The sequence below is a fragment of the Ectorhizobium quercum genome (assembly GCF_026552795.1).
Taxonomy (GTDB): Bacteria; Pseudomonadota; Alphaproteobacteria; order Rhizobiales; family Rhizobiaceae; genus Ectorhizobium; species Ectorhizobium quercum.
Window position 1 is genome coordinate 244,301 of sequence record NZ_JANFPI010000007.1, and the last position, 14,944, is coordinate 259,244.

The window sequence follows — 14,944 nt, forward strand, 5'->3', positions numbered from 1 at the left end:
AATCCATATGATCAGCGAAACACGCAAACACGCCCTCGTCGCCGGAGGCCTCGGCGTCATCGGCCGCAACCTCGTCGACTATCTGGCGAGCCGCCCGGACTGGCGGGTAACGGCGATCTCGCGGCGAAAGCCGGATTTCGAAACGCCCGCGACCTTCCTGTCCGTCGACCTTCTCGACGCGGAGGCGACGCAGGCCGCGCTTTCCGGCCTGTCGGACGTCACCCATGTCTTTCATGCCGCCTATCAGGAACATGCCGATCCGTCCTGGCTGGTCGACATCAACCTCGCCATGCTGCGCAACCTCATCGAGGCGGCGGATACGGCCTCGCCGGCGCTGAAGCGGGTCGTGCTCTACGAGGGCGGCAAATATTACGGCGCCCATCTCGGCGCCTTCGTGACGCCGGCGAAGGAAGACGATCCGCGCCAGATGCCGCCGATGTTCTATTACGATCAGGAGGACTGGCTGCGGCAGAAGGCCGAAGGCCGGCCGTGGGACATGGTGGCGCTGAGGCCCGATGTCGTCTGCGGCTTCGCCATCGGCAATCCGATGAACCTGTCTATGGTCATCGCCGTCTATGCCGCGATCTCGAAGGAACTCGGCCTGCCGCTGCGCTTTCCCGGCACGGCGGAATGCTACGGACGGCTGGCGCAGGTGACGGACGCCGCCCAGCTCGCCGCCGGTTCCGAATGGGCCGCGAGCCAGGCCCCCGGCGGCGAGGCCTACAATCTCACCAATGGCGATATCTTCCGCTGGAACCGGCTGTGGGAGGCTTTCGCGCGCCATTTCGACATGGAGCTGGCGCCGCCCATGCCCATCCCGCTGGCGAAGATGATGGCCGACAAGGGGCCGCTCTGGGACAGGATCGTCGCAAAGCACGGTCTCGTTCCGGTGCCTTTCGAGACGGTCGCGTCCTGGAGCTTCGGCGATTTCATCTTCAACTGCGACTGGGACGTGATCTGCTCGACGACGAAGATCCGCCAGGCGGGTTTCCAGGATGTCGTCGATTCCGAAGCGATGTTCCTGCGGCTTTTCGACGAGTTCCGCGCTCGCAAGGTCATCCCGTGACAGAAGCAGGCAAGAGGAGAACGACCCCATGAACCTAACCGGCAAGACCGTCCTTGTGGTCGGCGGCAGTTCCGGCATCGGCTTCGGCGCGGCGCAGGCCGCACTCGAGGCCGGCGCGTCCGTGACGATCGCCTCCCGTTCGAAGCAAAAGGTGGAGGCGGCCGTCGCCCGGCTGGGTGCCGGCGCCGAAGGCCAGGTGCTCGACACGACCGACGAGCCCGGCGTCGAGGCCTTCTTCGCCGGCCGGAACGCCTTCGACCACATCGTCGTTTCGGCGTCGAAGACCAAGGTGGCCGCCGTGCGCGAACTGCCGCTCGTCGACGCCTACCAGTCGATGAACTCGAAATTCTGGGGCGCCTACCGCATCGCCCGCGCCGCGAAGATTGCGGAGGGTGGCTCGCTGACGCTGGTCTCCGGCTTCCTGTCGATCCGGCCCAGGAAGGGCGCGGCCATTCAGGGCGCGATCAATGCCGCAGTCGAAGGGCTGACGCGCGGCCTTGCGCTCGAGTTCGCGCCCGTGCGCGTCAACTGCGTTTCGCCGGGGCTCGTCGCGACCGAACTGTATGACGGGCTTGACACCGCCGCCCGCAAATCCATGTACGACGGAGCGGCCGCACGCCTGCCGGCGGGACTGGTCGGAACGCCGGAGCATATCGCCGTGCAGATCATGGCCTTCATCGCCAACCCCTATATCACCGGCTCCACCGTCTATGTCGACGGCGGCGGCGCCATCGCCTGACCCGACGAAAGGAAGAACAATGGAAAAGCGCGCACTCGGCAACACCGGCCTCTCCATCGCCCCGCTGGTGCTGGGCGGCAACGTCTTCGGCTGGACGATCGACGAGAAGCAGAGCTTCGCCGTCCTCGACGCCTTCGTCGATCACGGCTTCGACGCCATCGACACGGCCGACATCTACTCCGCCTGGGCGCCGGGCAACAAGGGCGGCGAGTCCGAGACCATCATCGGCAACTGGCTGAAGGCGCGGCCGGGCATGCGCGACAGGGTGACGATCTTCACCAAGGTCGGCTATCACGTCGAACGGGGGCTTTCGCGAGAATGGATCGAGAAGTCCGTCGACGCTTCGCTGGCCAGGCTCGGGATCGACCGGATCGACCTTTATTTCTCGCACGAGTTCGATCCCCTGACGCCGCCGGCGGAGACGTTGGAAACTTATGCGAAGCTGCTGGAAGCCGGAAAGATCGCCCATATCGGCGCCTCGAACTTCGATGCCGGCCAACTCGGTGAAGCGCTGAAGGTTTCGAAGGACGAAAACCTCCCCGCCTACGAGGTCCTGCAACCGGAATATAATCTCTACGACCGCTCGTCCTTCGACGGAGCGCTGCGCGATCTTTCGATCCGCGAGGGGCTTGGCGTCGTCACCTATTACAGCCTCGCCTCGGGCTTCCTGACCGGCAAATACCGGTCCGAGGCCGATCTCGGACAGTCGCAGCGCGGCGGCGGCATCGGCAAGTACCTGACCCCGCGCGGCACGGCGATCCTCAAGGCGCTGGACGAGGTCTCGGCGCGCCATGCGGCCACGCCGGCCGAGGTCGCGCTGGCCTGGCTGATCGCCCGCGAGGGCGTCACCGCCCCCATCGCCAGCGCCACCAAGATCGCTCATGTCGAGGGCTTCGCGAAGGCCTCGGGGCTGGCGCTGACCGCGGAGGATATCGCCGCGCTCGATGCCGCAAGCGCCTAGAGCAATTCGAAGGAAAACTGTGAAGCGGTTTTCCGTTCGCAATTGTGCAAAAACAAATGGTTAGAGCATTTCGTCGTTTCCATGAAAGGATGAAATGCTCTAAGGATCGCCGAAACGGGAGGAGGACCGTTTACCCATGATCAACTCCCGAAGGAATCCATCGTGCCTGCCCACGTCGCCGTCCTCCCCGGTCGCCTCCGAAAGGGGGCTTTCGCCCGCTCCATCCGCCTCGCCGTAAGGGAACCTGCCGCACCGCGGCCGGTGCCCGGCCGGGCTTGGGCCGATACCCCGCTCCTCGACGCTCCCGAACAGACCGGGACGAGGTGAGCCGCGTCATGTCGAACGATCCCGTCAAGCCGGCCCCGGCCCCCGTGGAAGACCAGGGCTCCGACCAGACCACAAGGGGCGTGCTGCTCGGCTTTGCCTCCTTCGCCGCCTTCTGTTTCAGCGACGCCAGCGTCAAACTGATCGAGGGCGCGCTGCCGCCCTATGAGTCCGCCTTTTTCGGCGCTGTCTTCGCACTCTGCGTCCTGCCGTTCCTGATGCGGCCGGGCGACCGCTGGACGGATATTTTCGCGACGCGGAACCGGCCGCTCTGGCTCCTGCGCTTCGTTTCCTATCCGATGGGCGTCATCGGCAGCGTCACGGCCTTCACCCACCTGCCGATGGCCGAGGCATTCTGCCTGATCTTCCTGCAACCGGCCTTCGTCACCGTGATGTCGGTGCTGTTCCTCAAGGAAAAGGTCGGCGTCAAGCGCTGGGGCGCCGTCGTCGTCGGGTTCATCGGCGTGCTGATCGTGCTGAGACCGGGCTTCCGCGAACTCTCGATCGGTCATCTCGGCGCGATCTTCGCCGGCCTCGGAGGCGCCGTGTCCGTCATCACCTTCCGCGCCGCCGATGCCGAGGAGAAGAAGGTTTCCCTCTTCGGCGCCGGAATCCTCGGCGGCATCGTCATCAGCGGCGCGGTGATGATCCCCTCCTTCGAGCCGCCGACCTCGGCCGAATGGGCGATGCTCGCCAGCTACGGACTGCTGGCGGCCGGCGCCAACCTGCTGCTCATGTCCGCGGCCCAGCATGCGCCGGCGGCCTATATCGGCCCGACCCAGTACAGCCAGATGGTCTGGGCGATCCTGCTCGGCTATCTGGTTTTCGGCGACGCCATCGACACGCCGACGCTTGCCGGGATCGTCCTCATCGTCGCCTCCGGCCTGCTCACCCTGATCCGCGAGCGCCAGCGCGGCACGTCGCTGCCGCCGCCGGTCGCGGTCAGTCATCACCATGCGGCACTTGCCCTGACACCGGACGAACCGGAGCCGGAGCCCGCACCCGAGGAGGCGCATTCTTAAGCGGACACGGAACCGCCCGGAGCCACGCTCGAAAACACCCAGTCCCTTCCCGCGGGGATCCGCCCCGCCATCGCGTCCGGCGCCGTTCGCTGCGCCGGACGGATTTCATCGCCGCCGCACCCCCCCGGGGGTCGACCGATCCATCCTTCATTCCGTATGAATTCTGCCTTGCGTTATTAGGTGATTATTGCATCCGGTGAAAATGATATCCGAGTCGATGCAATCAGCTCCATTGCCCGGATCGGGCCCGCCACCAGTACCGCAGCCCGCCAGCCCATCGCGCGAAGCGGGTGAACAACAATTGGAGAAAACATGACGGCGAAAGTCGCACTTTTGATCGGCAGCCTGCGCAACGGTTCCTTCAGCCGGGCGGTCGGCCGGGCCATTGGCGAACTCGGCGCTCCCGGTCTCGAATTGCAGGAGAGCGCGATTGGCGATCTCCCGCTCTACAATCCCGATCTCGACGGAGAGGCGCCGCCAGCGTCCTGGCTGCGCCTGCGCGGCGAAATCAGCAAGGCGGATGCCGTCCTGTTCGTCACGCCCGAATACAACCGCTCGGTTCCGGCCGCGCTCAAGAACGCGCTGGACGTCGGGTCCCGGCCCTATGGCCGGAGCGTCTGGGACGGCAAGCCGGCGGCAGTCGTCTCGATCTCGCAGGGACTGCTCGGCGGCTTCGGCGCCAATCACCACCTGCGCCAGTCCTTCGTGTTCCTGAACATGCCGGTCTTGCAGCAGCCGGAAGTCTACCTGTCGAACGTCGGCACGCTGTTCGACGAGAGCGACAAGCTGGCGAACGACAACACCCGGACGTTCCTCGGCACCTTCGCCGGCGCCTTCGCCGACTGGATCGCCCGCACGAAGACCGTCCCCGCGAAAACCGATTAAGCCGGTCGATCCCGGCGCACGACGCTTCCTGACGCCGGCCGCCCGGCACCGGAGGCCGGTCTCGCGTGCCGGCACAGCACCCTCCGCCGCGATCGGACATACCAACAACGAGGACATACGCATGCCCGCAGCACTCTGGGCTCTTGCCATCGGCGCATTCGGCATCGGCATGACCGAGTTCGTCATCGCCGGCATCCTTCCGCAGATCGCCGGCAGCCTCGGCGTCGGCATTCCCCAGGCGGGTCACATGGCGACGGCCTATGCGCTCGGCGTCTTCGTCGGCGCGCCGCTTCTGACCATTCTGGGCGCCCGCGTTCCGCGCAAGAGGATGCTCATCGGCCTGGCGATGATTTTCACCGCCGGCAATCTTCTGACCGCGCTGGCCCCGACACTGCCGGTGGCCCTGGTCGGACGCGTGATCACGTCGTTCAATCACGGCGCCTTCTTCGGCATCGGCTCGATCATCGCCGCCTCGCTTGTCGCCCCGCACCGCAGGGCGAGCGCCATCGCCTTCATGTTCACCGGCCTGACCGTGGCCAACCTGGTCGGTGTGCCGGCCGGAACCTGGCTGGCGCAGGTGGCGGGCTGGCGCGCCGTGTTCTGGGTGATTGCGGGGATCGGCGTCGTCGTGATCGTCGCGGTCGCCCGCTGGGTGCCCCCGATCGGCGCGGGACAAGCCGCGCCCGTCCGGCAGGAACTGCGCGCCTTTGCCGATCCCAGGGTGCTTCTGGTCATGGGGATTACCGTCCTCGGCCCGGCGGCGTTCTTCACCGTCATCACCTATATCGCGCCGATGGCCACGGAAGCCGCCGGCTACGGCGACGGCGGAGTGGCCTTCCTGATGCTGCTGTTCGGCCTCGGGCTGGTGATCGGCAACTGGCTGGGCGGCCGCTTCGCGGATCGCAGCCTGTTCGGCACCCTGTTCCTGACACTGGCCGCCCAGGGCCTGGTCCTCGTCGTGTTCTGGATCTTCGCGGAAAGCCGGGTCGTGACGGCGGCAGCCGTCTTCCTGATGGCGGCCTTCGGATTCGCGACCGTTTCGCCCATCCAGAAGCTGGTCATGGACAGGGCCAGGGCGGCGGGCGCCCCGACGCTGGCGGCCTCGGTCAATATCGGCATGTTCAACCTCGGCAACGCCATCGGGGCCGGGGCCGGCGGCGCGACCATCGCCGTCGGGCTCGGGTTGACCGCGCCGATCCTCGCCGGGGCCCTGCTCTCCTTTGCCGCGCTCGGCCTTGCGATCCTTGCCGCCTTCAGTCCGCAGCAGGTTCCCGGGCGGGAGGGCGCCGAAGCGATGACCGGTGCCGAATGACGGTATCCGGCGATCCCGGTTGCCGGTCTGTCTTTTCCCGGAAGACGCGGCAGCCGATCGCCGGCAGAATGGGGCGGAAGAGATGAGAGGAGGAGCACCCGCCATGGTGCAGCAAACGATCGACGATGACGGCGGTTTGAAGCCCCCCGGGTCTTTGCGACGCGGGCCCAATACCCCGGCCCGGTCCCGGCGGCGGCCATGACGATCCCGGTCGCTTCCTCATCCGGCACCGATGCCGTTTCCTCGCGGCTGATTTTCCTGCTCGCCTCGGCGTGCGGGCTGATCGTCGCCAACATCTATTACGCCCAGCCGCTGGCCGGCCCGATCAGCGAGGCGCTCGGCCTGTCGCCGCATGCCGCGGGACTGATCGTGACCCTGACGCAAATCGGCTATGGCACCGGCCTGCTGCTGATCGTGCCGCTCGGGGATCTGGTGGAGAACCGCCGCCTGACGCTGGTCCTGATCGGCATTGCCACGATCGGCCTCGTCGGCGCGGCCCTGTCGCCGCATGCCCTGCCCTTCCTCCTCGCCTCCCTTCTCATCGGGCTGGGCTCGGTCGCCGTTCAGGTACTCGTGCCCTATGCCGCGCATCTGGCGCCGGAAGCCATTCGCGGGCGAGTGGTCGGCAATGTCATGAGCGGCCTGCTGCTCGGCATCATGCTGGCACGGCCGGTTGCCAGCTTCATCGCTGAACTGGCGTCGTGGCGCGCCGTCTTCCTGCTTTCGATCGTTGCAATGGGTGCGATCGCGCTGGTTCTCCGCCGTGCGCTGCCGCCCCGCCTGCCGGCCTCGAAGCTGCGCTACCGCGAACTGCTTGCCTCTATGGCGCGGCTCGCCGCCACGACGCCGGTCCTGCAACGGCGCGCGATCTATCATGCCTGCCTGTTCGCCGCCTTCAGCCTGTTCTGGACCACGACGCCGCTTTTGCTGACCGGCCCGGAATTCGGCCTGTCGCAAGGCGGCATCGCGCTCTTTGCGCTGGCGGGCGTGGCCGGCGCGGTGGCATCGCCAATCGCAGGCCGGCTCGCCGATCGCGGCTGGATGCGCTCCGCGACGGCGGTGGCGATGGTCATGGTGGCCGGCGCGTTCCTGCTGACGCATCTTGCGCCGTCCGGCTCGACCGCAGCGCTCGTCCTGCTCGTCGTTGCGGCGATCCTTCTCGACTTCGGCGTGGCGGCGAACCTGACGCTCGGCCAGCGCGCGATCTTCGTCCTCGGCGCGGAGCTGCGCAGCCGCCTCAACGGCCTGTACATGGCGACGTTCTTCCTCGGCGGCGCCATCGGATCGGCGGCCGGAGGCTGGGCCTACGCGCAGGGCGGATGGACGCTCGCCTCCTGGATCGGATTTGGCCTGCCCGTGGCGGCGCTCGCCTATTCCGCAACGGAACGGGGATAACCCGCATCGGCAAGGGTCCGGTATGGCGCAAGAAACGGAATTGAGACGGCAGCCGGCCATCGGCCGGATAGGAAAGTGTAGTGTGAAGGAATGAAAAAAATGGTGTCGTGGATACTCGGCGGTCTTGGAATCGTCGTCGCTTTACTGGGGCTGGGTCTGGCAGCGGGCGGGGTATGGCTCGTGACGCTCGGCGGTTCCTGGTTCTATCTGATCGCCGGTCTGGTCATGGCCGCGACCGGATATCTCGTGTTCCGCAGGCGCGCGTCCGCGCTCTGGATCGCGCTCGCACTTTTTGCCGTCAGCACGGCCTGGGCGTTCTGGGAAGTCGGCATCGACTTCTGGCAACTCGTGCCGCGGGTGGTGACATTCCTCGTCATCGCTCTCGGGGCCGCAATCGTCTCGCCGCTTCTCCTGCGCCCCTCCGGGCGCCCAGCGCTCGGCGGCAAGGCCGCCACTGCGCTGTCGGTCGTGCTCGCATTCGGTCTGGCCGCGGTCCTCGCCGGCATGTTCCGGCCGCATCCGACCATCGTTGCCGAAAGCGCGCAACCCGCGCCGGTGGTTCACGCCTCGGCAGGCGAGGAAAGCGGTCAGGACTGGCCGGCCTGGGGACGCAGCCTCGGCGGCAATCGTTTCGTGCAGTTCGACCAGATCAACGCTTCGAACGTGAAGGACCTGGAAGTCGCCTGGACCTATCGCACCGGCGACCTGGCCGTCGACGGCAAGGAATATCAGGTCACACCGATCAAGATCGACGACACGATGTATCTTTGCACGCCGTCCAACATCGTGATCGCGCTGGATCCGACCACCGGCGCCGAGCGCTGGCGCTATGATCCGGAGGTCAGGGACACCGCCGGCAACGAGAGCTGGAAGCGTTGCCGCGGCGTCGCCTATGTCGATCTGGACCAGACGCCGCCGCCCTCGTGGCAGGCCGGGCCGGCTGCGCTTCCGGACACGAGCGCGGACACGGGCGCGACAGATACGCCCGCCGCGGCGGATCAGGCCGGCATGGCGGCCGCCGTTTGCCACCGGCGCATCATGACCACCACCGTGGACGCACGCGTCTTCGCGCTGGACGCCGGGACCGGCGCATTGTGCACCGACTTCGGCGATGGCGGCTTCGTCGATCTGCTCAAGGGGCTCGGACCGACTGCTGAAGGGTCCTACTACCTGACCTCGGCCCCGCTGGTGGCCGAAGGGATCATCATGATCGGCGGCAAGCTGAACGACAACCTGACCGTGGGCGAGGCCTCCGGCGTGGTGCGCGGCTATGACGTGGGAACCGGCAATCTGGTCTGGGCCTGGGATCCCTCCCGCGGTGCGGCCGACAGCACGCCGCTGGTCGACGGCGAGATCTACAAGCCGGAAACCCCGAATTTCTGGGGAACGGCCGCCTATGACCCGGCGCTCGGCCTGGCCTATTTCCCGACCGGCAACCAGACGCCCGACTTCTGGACCGGCAACCGCCATCCCTACTCGGACGAGTACAACGACGCGGTCGTCGCGGTGGATGTGAAGACGGGCCGGGAACGCTGGCATTTCCGCACCGCCAATATCGATCAGTTCGACTATGACGTGTCCGCCCAGCCGATCCTCTACGATCTGCCGCGCGCGGACGGAACCACGGTGCCGGTGCTGATCCAGCTGACGAAGCGCGGCCAGGTCTTCGTGATCGACCGCCGCACCGGCGAGCCGGTGGTTCCGGTCGAGCAGCGCCCGGTGGCGACCGATGCGATGCCCGACATGAAGGTCGCGCCGACACAGCCCTATTCGGCCATCTCGGTCGGCGCCGAAAAGCTGACGGAATCGGATATGTGGGGCGCGACGATCTTCGACCAGCTCTATTGCCGGATCGAGTTCAAGAAAATGCGTTGGGAAGGCGAATTCACGCCGCTCTCCGACAAGCAGCGCACCCTGATCTATCCCGGCTATTACGGCGGCTTCAACTGGGGCGGCGGCGCCATCGACGCCTCGACCGGCACGCTGATCGTCAACGACATCCGCATGGCGCAATGGGGCCACTTCATCAAGCAGGAGGTGGCCCGGGAGATCGGCCTGACCCCGTCGACCGAGGGCGAATACTCCGAACAGCTCGGCACCCCGTGGGGCGTGGAGCGGTCGATGTTCGTCTCGCCGCTCGGCATTCCCTGCTTCAAGCCGCCCTTCGGCTCGATGACCGCAATCGACCTTTCCACGGGCAAGACCCGGTGGCAGGTGCCGATGGGAACGATCGAGGATGCGCCCGTGCACGGCATCGTTCCCGGCGTCCACATTCCGCTCGGAATGCCGACGATGGGCGGGCCTCTCGTCACCAAGGGCGGCCTGACCTTCTTCCACGGAACGCTCGACTACTACACCCGCGCGCTCGACAGTACGACGGGCGAGGAGCTGTGGCGCGGACGGTTGCCCGTCGGCGGCCAGGGCGCCCCGATGAGCTACGTCGGCAAGGACGGCAAGCAGTACGTCGTCGTCGTGGCCGGCGGCGCCACCCGGACCGGGACGAATGACAATCGCGGCGACTACGTGATTGCCTATGCGCTCCCTGAGGCGCCGGCACAATAGGGACGCCATCGGGGCCGCGACGACCGTCGCGGCCCCTTTCCTGTGACCGGCGCTGGACGGACATGCGGCCCTCATGGCCTGCAACCCGCGTTCCGGTAGAGAAAAATCCCTGAAAGCCTCTTTACGCCGCAAAGAGAGGATCTTCCCCGAAAACGGCATTCGGCTGTCCCGTCAGCGCGTCCGTTCCGGATTTGCAGCGAGACCGCCAGAACGGCGAGAAGCACGAGCGCGGCGCCCGGCAACCGCAGCGTGGCGTGGCGCAGCATGGGTCCGAAGACCGCGGGAAGGATATAGCGCGTTGCCAGCCGCCCGGGTCCGACGCCGAGCAACGGCGCCATCTGCACATGCGGCTGGGCCTCAAAGGCCCGACGACCCGCCGCTTGCCAAAGCATATGCACAGGCCCTCGATCTCAAGCGCCATTGTTCCACTCATGTCCGCCCCGCGCCCTATCCTGTCCCCGGACCACCGAAGCGGCCCGCCGCATATGAGCCCTGCGGGCGGCCGATCGCCGAAAACGCATCGGCGATGTCGTCCTCCGCAAGGTCCAGCATCGCCTTGTGGATCGAGACCTGCGTGGTTTCGCCATCGCGCATGACCAGCACCACCGTCTCCTTCGGCGGGCAGCCGGGCAGATGGCAGGCGAGTTCGTTCACCGAAACCACGGCGTCCTCGGGCAAGGCGAGCAGCACGCGGGTCCACTGCTTGATGGCGCGCGCCTTGCCGACGACGCCCGACGTGCCCCGCGCCAGCAGATTGGAGAATCCTCCGCTCATGCCGACCTCCGCCTGCGCAGCGCACGCGGTGCCAGCACCTCGAAAAGGTCGCGGATCGGCTGGACAGGCATGTCCTGCCCGATCAGAACGACGCGGGTCCGGCGGTCGCCATCCGGCCAGCGATCCAGCCGCTGAAGGGGATAGAGCCTGTGCTGGACGGCATGGGCGACCACGGGCCTGTCCGCATCGTCCGTCACGGCGAAAATTCCCTTCAGCCGCAGCAGGCCGGAGCCGGTATTGCTCGTGACCAGTTCCAGAAAGGTCATCACCGAATGCGGATCGAGCGGCACGTCGTGGTCGAGGCTGATCGCCTCGATCGCATTGCCGTGGCGGTCCGCAGCGTGCGCGTGCTGGGGATGCGCGCCCAAAGCCTGCATGGCAAGCCAGCCGGGCACGTCCTCCGCCTTGCCCTGGATGGAATAGGCCCGGTCACCGATCAGTCGGTACAGGTCGAAACCGGGCGCATGCCTGTCATGGAAAACAGCGGCCGGGTTCAGGCCATGCAGTTCGCTCTCCCACGGCACCTGCTCTTCGGTGATATCCGTCTTGGTCAGGACGACGTGGTCGGCGAAGGCAAGCTGCTTCCATCCTTCCATGTGGGTGTCGAGGGTCGACCGGCCCGCGACCGCATCGAAGGCGGTGATGACGCCGCTCAGGTAGAAATGCCGCGCCACGACGTGGTCGCGCAGGCCGAATGCCGGTGCGCCGCCCGGAATGATGCTGTTGATGATCGGCGCCGGATCGGCAAGGCCGGTGGTTTCGATCACTACGCGGGAAACGGGCGGGATATCGCCGGCGCGCCGCGCCTCGTGCAGGTCGTGAAGCGAGACGCGGATATCGCTCGTCGCCGTGCAGCAGATGCAGCCGGTCGTGGTGCGGAAATACGTCTCGCGACCGCCGCGCACCAGATCGTGGTCGACGGCGACCGTGCCGAATTCGTTGACGATGACGGCGGTGCCCGCAAACCGCCGGTCGGCAAGAAGCGCGTTCAGCAAGGTCGTCTTGCCGGCGCCGAGAAAGCCGGTCAGCAGCGTCACGGGCACCGGGTCGTAGAGTCTCGTTGCGGTCTCCGGCGCCTCGGGTGCCGGTTCGCGTCGCTTCAACAGCCTGCCCATCTTGTCCGATCAGATTCCTGCCTGCGGTTGCGGGAACGAACGGCCTGCCCGCTGAACACCGGGCAGGCCGCCGGATTCAGCCTCCGAGAATGGCGGCCTTTATCGTTTCGACATTGTGACGGACCATGTCGATATAGGTGGCGGCGGGGCCATCCTCGCCCGACAGCGCGTCGGAATAGAGCGTGCCGCCCACCTTCAGCCCGGTCTCGCTGGCGATCTGCTCGACAAGGCGCGGATTGGTGATGTTCTCGAGGAAGATCGCCGAGGCCTTGTCCTCCTTCACCTGGTCGACAAGCCTGGCGACATCCGCGGCCGATGCTTCGGCCTCCGTCGAAACCCCCTCGGGCGCAATGAACGTCAGGCCGTATTCGTGCGCGAAATAGCCGAAGGCGTCGTGCGAGGTGATGATCGTGCGCTTGTCCACCGGGATCGCTTCGATTGCCGCCTTCACCTCCGTTTCGAGGGCCGCGAGCCTGGCGAGATAGGCGTCGGCATTGGCGGTATAGGTCGCGCAGCCGGCCGTGTCGGCCGCGCAGAAGGCGTCGGCGATGTTCTTCACATAGATTTCGGCATTGGCAATCGACTGCCAGGCATGGGGGTCGAATTCGCCGTGGTGATGGTGGCCCTCGTGGCCGGCCTCCTCCGTCTCGTCGTGGTCGTGGCCGGCCGCCTCGGCCGTCTCGTCGTGGTGGTGCTCCTCCTCTTCCGGCTTCAGCGGCTCGATGCCCTTCGTCACCTCGACCACCGTCGCCCTGGTGCCGCTGGTTTCGATGAGCCGCTTCATGAAGCCTTCGAATTCGAGGCCGTTGACGAGGACGACACCGGCCTTTTCGAGCGCGACCGCATCGGCCGGCCGCGGCTCGTAGACATGGGCGTCGCCGTCGGGGCCGACGAGCGTCGTCAAAGCCACGCGGTCGCCGCCGACATTCTTCGCGAAGTCGCCGATGATCGAGAAGCTGGCGACGACATCGAGGTCGGCCGCCGAGGCGGCCGGGGCGAGACCGCCCAGCGTAAGAAGGCTTGCAGTGGTTGCGATGCGGAACGTCCTGAACATGGAAATCTCCTTGTGTTGATCAGGCTGTCTTGTGGCGGCGGAAGACGAGGAGGCTGGAAAGCATCCCCCTCCGGCCGGCGAGAGCGGAAAGCGCATAGGCGATGCCGGCGGTCAGGATGATGGCCGGTCCGGACGGCATCGACGCATGGTAGGAAAGCAGGAGCCCGCCGACGCACGACACGGCGGCGATCACGATCGCGATCAGGCAGAGCGTGCCGACCCGGTTCGACCAGAAACGCGATGCCGCCGCCGGAAGCATCATCAGGCCGACCGACAGCAACGTGCCCAGCGCCTGGAACCCGCCGACGAGATTGAGCACCACCAGCGTCAGGAACAGGAAATGGACCGGCGCGCCGATGCGGCTCACCGAGCGCAGGAAGAGCGGATCGAGGCATTCGGCGACGAGCGCGCGCCGGAATATGCCGAGGGCCAAGAAGGTGATGACGGCGATGCCGGCGATCAGCGCCAGCGCCTCGTCGTTCAGCGCCAGCACCGAGCCGAACAGCACATGCATGAGATCGACGCTCGAGCCGCGCCAGGACACGAGCAGCACGCCGACCGCCAGCGAGATGAGGTAGAAGGCCGCCATCGAGGCGTCTTCCTTCTGGACCGTAAAGCGCGACACCGCACCGGAGCCGAGTGCGACCAGCAGGCCGACCGCCAGCCCGCCGATCGTCATGGACAGGATATCCAGCCCGAAGAACAGGAAGCCCAGCGCCGCCCCCGGCAGGATGGCGTGCGACATGGCGTCTCCCGTGAGGCTCATGCGCCGGAGCATCAGGAAGACGCCGACCGGGGCGCAGCTTGCGGAAAGCACGAGGGAGCCGAACAGCGCCCGCTGCATGAAGCCGTAGTGCAGGAAGGGGGCAATCAGGAAATCATACATTCGCCACCGCCTTCCCCGTGGCATGGCCGTGCGCGGCGGCGGGCCCCGAAACCGGGTTGTCGTCGCACCAGCCGGCCACCTCGTCCCAGGCTTCCTGGAAACCCCGCGCCCGGGAAAGGTTTTCGGCCGTGAGAACGTCGCGGGTCGGCCCCCAGGCCACCGGCCGGCGGGCGAGAAGAAGCGTCCGCGGGAAATGCGCGCGCACCAGCGCATGGTCGTGCAGGACGCAGAGCACCGTCCGCCCCTCCGCGACCCAGCATCCGATCAACGCGAGGAGATCGTCGATGGTGCGCGCGTCGACGGCGTTGAAGGGCTCGTCCAGCAGGATCAGGTCGGCATCCTGCAACATGGCGCGGGCGAAGAGCGCCCGCTGCATCTGGCCGCCGGAAAGGCTGTCGAGCGGGCGCTTCTCGAACCCCGTCAGTCCCACCGCTTCGAGGCATCTCGCCAGATCGGCCATGTCCTCCCGCGTGATCCGCCCCATAAGGCCCCGCCTCTGCCAGAAACCGAGCGAGACGAGATCGATCACGCGGGCGGGAAAGCTGCGGTCGAGTTCCGATTGCTGGGGGAGATAGGCGAGCCGCCGGTAACGCATAGCACACGTTCCGCCGATCGGCTTCAGGATGCCGGCGATCCCCTTCATCAGCGTCGACTTGCCCGAGCCATTGGCCCCGACGACCGCCGTCAGGGAGCCTCGCTCGACGGTGCCGGTCAGGTGATGGACGGCGGCGTGACCCTGATAGCCAAGGGTCAGGTTTTCGAATGAAAGGCAAATCTCGGTCATCGCGTCCTCGGGGATTGACAGCGACTGCATAGGTAATGTTATTACATTCGTCAAATGAAAAGTAA

13 protein-coding genes are annotated in these 14,944 nt (G+C 66.6%); 8 read left to right on the plus strand and 5 right to left on the minus strand.

Going from position 1 to position 14,944, the window contains the following annotated elements; translation table 11 throughout:
• Positions 1-7 precede the first annotated feature (7 nt).
• From NOF55_RS20050 to NOF55_RS20085, 8 genes are all read left to right on the plus strand, one after another.
• Entirely contained in the window at positions 8-1,066 is a 1,059-nt protein-coding gene (locus tag NOF55_RS20050; RefSeq protein WP_306412888.1) for an SDR family oxidoreductase, read from the plus strand.
• A gap of 28 nt (positions 1,067-1,094) precedes the next feature.
• The gene (locus tag NOF55_RS20055) at positions 1,095-1,805 is read left to right on the plus strand and encodes an SDR family oxidoreductase (protein WP_306412889.1); all 711 of its coding nucleotides are present in this window, start codon (positions 1,095-1,097) and stop codon (positions 1,803-1,805) included.
• A 19-nt stretch (positions 1,806-1,824) separates the two neighbouring features.
• Positions 1,825-2,766 carry an aldo/keto reductase gene (locus tag NOF55_RS20060; protein WP_306412890.1) on the plus strand — a complete coding sequence of 314 codons (942 nt, stop codon included), beginning with the start codon at positions 1,825-1,827 and terminating at the stop codon, positions 2,764-2,766.
• A gap of 335 nt (positions 2,767-3,101) precedes the next feature.
• On the plus strand, positions 3,102-4,112 hold the full coding sequence (locus NOF55_RS20065; protein WP_306412891.1) for a DMT family transporter: 1,011 nt from the start codon (positions 3,102-3,104) through the stop codon (positions 4,110-4,112).
• Positions 4,113-4,424: 312 nt separating this feature from the next.
• Positions 4,425-4,997 carry an NADPH-dependent FMN reductase gene (locus NOF55_RS20070; protein WP_306412892.1) on the plus strand — a complete coding sequence of 191 codons (573 nt, stop codon included), beginning with the start codon at positions 4,425-4,427 and terminating at the stop codon, positions 4,995-4,997.
• Positions 4,998-5,118: 121 nt separating this feature from the next.
• Complete coding sequence (locus NOF55_RS20075; protein ID WP_306412893.1) at positions 5,119-6,309, plus strand: MFS transporter; 1,191 nt, start codon at positions 5,119-5,121, stop codon at positions 6,307-6,309.
• A 198-nt stretch (positions 6,310-6,507) separates the two neighbouring features.
• A complete protein-coding gene (locus tag NOF55_RS20080; protein ID WP_306412894.1) occupies positions 6,508-7,704 on the plus strand; it encodes an MFS transporter in 1,197 nt (398 codons plus the stop codon).
• Positions 7,705-7,803: 99 nt separating this feature from the next.
• Positions 7,804-10,266: a membrane-bound PQQ-dependent dehydrogenase, glucose/quinate/shikimate family gene (locus NOF55_RS20085; RefSeq protein ID WP_306412895.1), complete on the plus strand. Its 2,463-nt coding sequence runs from the start codon at positions 7,804-7,806 to the stop codon at positions 10,264-10,266.
• A gap of 447 nt (positions 10,267-10,713) precedes the next feature.
• Here NOF55_RS20085 and NOF55_RS20090 read toward each other — a convergent pair whose 3' ends face one another.
• The 5 genes from NOF55_RS20090 to aztA all read right to left on the minus strand — a co-directional run bounded on the left by NOF55_RS20090 (position 10,714) and on the right by aztA (position 14,879).
• A complete protein-coding gene (locus tag NOF55_RS20090) occupies positions 10,714-11,040 on the minus strand; it encodes a hypothetical protein (protein WP_306412896.1) in 327 nt (108 codons plus the stop codon).
• The gene (locus NOF55_RS20095) at positions 11,037-12,155 is read right to left on the minus strand and encodes a CobW family GTP-binding protein (protein WP_306412897.1); all 1,119 of its coding nucleotides are present in this window, start codon (positions 12,153-12,155) and stop codon (positions 11,037-11,039) included. The genes NOF55_RS20090 and NOF55_RS20095 overlap by 4 nt, the downstream gene beginning before the upstream one ends.
• 76 nt (positions 12,156-12,231) lie before the next feature.
• Positions 12,232-13,209, minus strand: coding sequence for a zinc ABC transporter substrate-binding protein AztC (aztC, locus tag NOF55_RS20100; RefSeq protein ID WP_306412898.1), 978 nt, complete (start codon positions 13,207-13,209; stop codon positions 12,232-12,234).
• Between the two features lie 19 nt (positions 13,210-13,228).
• The gene (aztB, locus tag NOF55_RS20105) at positions 13,229-14,095 is read right to left on the minus strand and encodes a zinc ABC transporter permease AztB (RefSeq protein ID WP_306412899.1); all 867 of its coding nucleotides are present in this window, start codon (positions 14,093-14,095) and stop codon (positions 13,229-13,231) included.
• Positions 14,088-14,879: a zinc ABC transporter ATP-binding protein AztA gene (aztA, locus tag NOF55_RS20110; protein ID WP_306412900.1), complete on the minus strand. Its 792-nt coding sequence runs from the start codon at positions 14,877-14,879 to the stop codon at positions 14,088-14,090. Before aztA ends, aztB begins: the two co-directional genes overlap by 8 nt.
• Between the last annotated feature and the right edge of the window lie 65 nt (positions 14,880-14,944).

Coding starts and splice junctions, on each gene's coding strand:
- NOF55_RS20050 (WP_306412888.1), top strand. CDS start 8: ATGATCAGCGAAACACGCAAACACGCCCTCGTCGCCGGAGGCCTCGGC.
- NOF55_RS20055 (WP_306412889.1), top strand. CDS start 1,095: ATGAACCTAACCGGCAAGACCGTCCTTGTGGTCGGCGGCAGTTCCGGC.
- NOF55_RS20060 (WP_306412890.1), top strand. CDS start 1,825: ATGGAAAAGCGCGCACTCGGCAACACCGGCCTCTCCATCGCCCCGCTG.
- NOF55_RS20065 (WP_306412891.1), top strand. CDS start 3,102: ATGTCGAACGATCCCGTCAAGCCGGCCCCGGCCCCCGTGGAAGACCAG.
- NOF55_RS20070 (WP_306412892.1), top strand. CDS start 4,425: ATGACGGCGAAAGTCGCACTTTTGATCGGCAGCCTGCGCAACGGTTCC.
- NOF55_RS20075 (WP_306412893.1), top strand. CDS start 5,119: ATGCCCGCAGCACTCTGGGCTCTTGCCATCGGCGCATTCGGCATCGGC.
- NOF55_RS20080 (WP_306412894.1), top strand. CDS start 6,508: ATGACGATCCCGGTCGCTTCCTCATCCGGCACCGATGCCGTTTCCTCG.
- NOF55_RS20085 (WP_306412895.1), top strand. CDS start 7,804: ATGGTGTCGTGGATACTCGGCGGTCTTGGAATCGTCGTCGCTTTACTG.
- NOF55_RS20090 (WP_306412896.1), bottom strand. CDS start 11,040: ATGAGCGGAGGATTCTCCAATCTGCTGGCGCGGGGCACGTCGGGCGTC.
- NOF55_RS20095 (WP_306412897.1), bottom strand. CDS start 12,155: ATGGGCAGGCTGTTGAAGCGACGCGAACCGGCACCCGAGGCGCCGGAG.
- aztC (WP_306412898.1), bottom strand. CDS start 13,209: ATGTTCAGGACGTTCCGCATCGCAACCACTGCAAGCCTTCTTACGCTG.
- aztB (WP_306412899.1), bottom strand. CDS start 14,095: ATGTATGATTTCCTGATTGCCCCCTTCCTGCACTACGGCTTCATGCAG.
- aztA (WP_306412900.1), bottom strand. CDS start 14,879: ATGACCGAGATTTGCCTTTCATTCGAAAACCTGACCCTTGGCTATCAG.